The following is a 2,061-nucleotide window of genomic DNA, read 5'->3' as shown; positions in this document are numbered from 1 at the left end:
GCGGCGCTGGATGAAGGCGAGCTACCGCGACATCCGGCATTGGAGCGAGATGCCCAAAGGCGGCCATTTCGCCGCCTTCGAGCAGCCCGAGCTGTTCGTCCCGGAAGTCCGCAAGTTCTTCGCCACGCTGCGCTGAGGCGCAGCGCTGGAATGGTCCTTGCTTCCGATGGCTCCGGCTGCAATGGATGTCGTCACGCCTCCATCTGATCCGCGGAAACCACTGATGAGCCAATTGATCATCCACGCCGGCGACTTCACCTTCCAGGCCCGCTTCGAGGAGCAGCTTGCGCCGAAGACCTGCGCGGCGTTCAAGAAGGCGATGCCGTTCGAGAGCCAGGTGATCCATGTGCGCTGGAGCGGCGAGGGCGTCTGGATGCCGCTCGGCGATCTCGATTTCGGCGTCGCCTACGAGAACCATACGAGCTATCCCGCGCCCGGCCAGATCATCCTCTATCCCGGCGGCATCAGCGAGACCGAGATTCTGCTCGCCTATGGCGGCGTGCATTTCGCGAGCAAGATGGGCCAGCTCGCCGGCAACCATTTCATCACCCTCACCTCGGGCCTGGAGAATCTGCCGGCGCTCGGCAAGACCGTGCTGTGGAAGGGCGCGCAGAACATCCGCTTCGAGCTGGTGTGATGGCGAATGCCGACCTCGGCGGTGACATCGTCGCCCGGATCGAGGCGCTTGCCGCGATCTCCGAGACCGACGCGCATCTCGTACGCGTCTTCCTGACGAAGGAGCATCGCGCGGCGGCCGAGCTGATCCTGAGCTGGATGCGCGAGGCCGGCATGCAGGCCCATCTCGATGCCATCGGCAATGTCTGCGGCCGCTATGAAGGCGACCGACTCGGCTTGCCCTGCCTGATGCTGGGCTCGCATTACGACACGGTGCGCGACGCCGGCAAATGGGACGGCCCGCTCGGCCTCATCAGCGCGATCGCCTGCGTGGCGGAGCTGAACCGGCGTGGCCGGCGGCTGCCGTTCGCGATCGAGGTGACGGGCTTCGCCGACGAGGAGGGCGTCCGTTTCGCCTCCACGCTGCTCGGCAGCCGCGCGGTCGCCGGCACCTTCGACGAGAGCACGCTTTCGGCGCGCGATGCGAACGGTGTGTCCATGCACGAGGCGCTGACGCAGTTCGGCCTCGACCCCGATGCGCTCGGTGCCGCCGCGCGTCACCGCCGCGAGCTCCTGGCCTATGTCGAATTGCACATCGAGCAGGGGCCGGTGCTGGAAGCGCAAGACCTGCCGGTTGGCGTCGTCACCGCGATATCAGGCGCGACGCGGCTGGCGGCGCGGCTGACCGGGTTCGCCGGCCATGCCGGCACGGTGCCGATGGCGCTGCGGCGCGACGCGTTGGCGGGCGCGGCGGAATGCATCGGCGCGATCGAGGCGTTCTGCCGCACCGACGATAACGGCCTGGTCGGCACCGTCGGCGCCATCCATGCTGCGCCCGGCGCGACCAATGTGATCCCCGGGCAGGTCTCGTTCACGATCGACATCCGCGCGCCGACCGACGCGCACCGCCAGCGCGCGGTGTCCGACATCGTTCGCAACATCGAGACGATCGCGGCGCGACGCCGTCTCGCGCTGCAGCTCGACGTCACCCACGAGAACCGCACCGCGCCCTGCGCGCCCGGGCTGAAGCAGCAGATCGCGGACGCCATCGCGGCCGAGGGCTTTCGCCCCTTCGAGCTGCCGAGCGGCGCCGGCCATGACGGCATGGCGATGATCGACGTCGCCGACGTCGGCATGATCTTCGTGCGCTGCCGCGGCGGCGTCAGCCACCATCCCGACGAGCATGTCGAGCGCGCCGACGCCGATGCCGGCGCGCGGGTGCTGTTGCGGCTGATCGAGAATTTTCGTCCGCGCGCGGATTAGTATCGCTCGGCTTCAACGCGCCGCGCCATGCAATCAGCTCTTTCGCGTCTGCCTTTGCCTTTCCCGGGCTGCCCGCACCTTGGCGCGGTTGCCGCAGACGCGCATGTCGCACCAGCGGCGGCGATTGTTCTTGGTCGCGTCGAAGAACAGCCAGCCGCAGTCCTGGCCTGCACACCGCCTGGT

At 68.2% G+C, this 2,061-nt stretch carries 4 protein-coding genes; 3 read left to right on the top strand and 1 reads right to left on the bottom strand.

All coding sequences use genetic code 11. The features are described from left to right. The 3 genes from JOY90_RS14175 to JOY90_RS14165 all read left to right on the top strand — a co-directional run. Nucleotides 1–136 (top strand): alpha/beta fold hydrolase (locus JOY90_RS14175; protein ID WP_367276933.1); only part of this gene is annotated, 136 nt, incomplete at its 5' end. A gap of 87 nt (nt 137–223) precedes the next feature. Continuing rightward, the gene (locus JOY90_RS14170; protein ID WP_291691744.1) at nt 224–637 is read left to right on the top strand and encodes a DUF3830 family protein; all 414 of its coding nucleotides are present in this window, start codon (nt 224–226) and stop codon (nt 635–637) included. Next, the gene (locus JOY90_RS14165) at nt 637–1,878 is read left to right on the top strand and encodes an allantoate amidohydrolase (protein ID WP_291691743.1); all 1,242 of its coding nucleotides are present in this window, start codon (nt 637–639) and stop codon (nt 1,876–1,878) included. The genes JOY90_RS14170 and JOY90_RS14165 overlap by 1 nt, the downstream gene beginning before the upstream one ends. A 33-nt stretch (nt 1,879–1,911) precedes the next feature. On the opposite strand, the gene JOY90_RS14160 is transcribed toward JOY90_RS14165, so the two are convergent. Next, nucleotides 1,912–2,061 (bottom strand): CGNR zinc finger domain-containing protein (locus JOY90_RS14160; protein ID WP_291691745.1); only part of this gene is annotated, 150 nt, incomplete at its 5' end.

The sequence above is a fragment of the Bradyrhizobium sp. genome (assembly GCF_019242285.1).
In the GTDB taxonomy this organism is placed as follows: domain Bacteria; phylum Pseudomonadota; class Alphaproteobacteria; order Rhizobiales; family Xanthobacteraceae; genus Bradyrhizobium.
The sequence above is the reverse complement of the archived record's forward strand: the minus strand, read 5'-3'. Positions and strand labels throughout refer to the sequence as shown.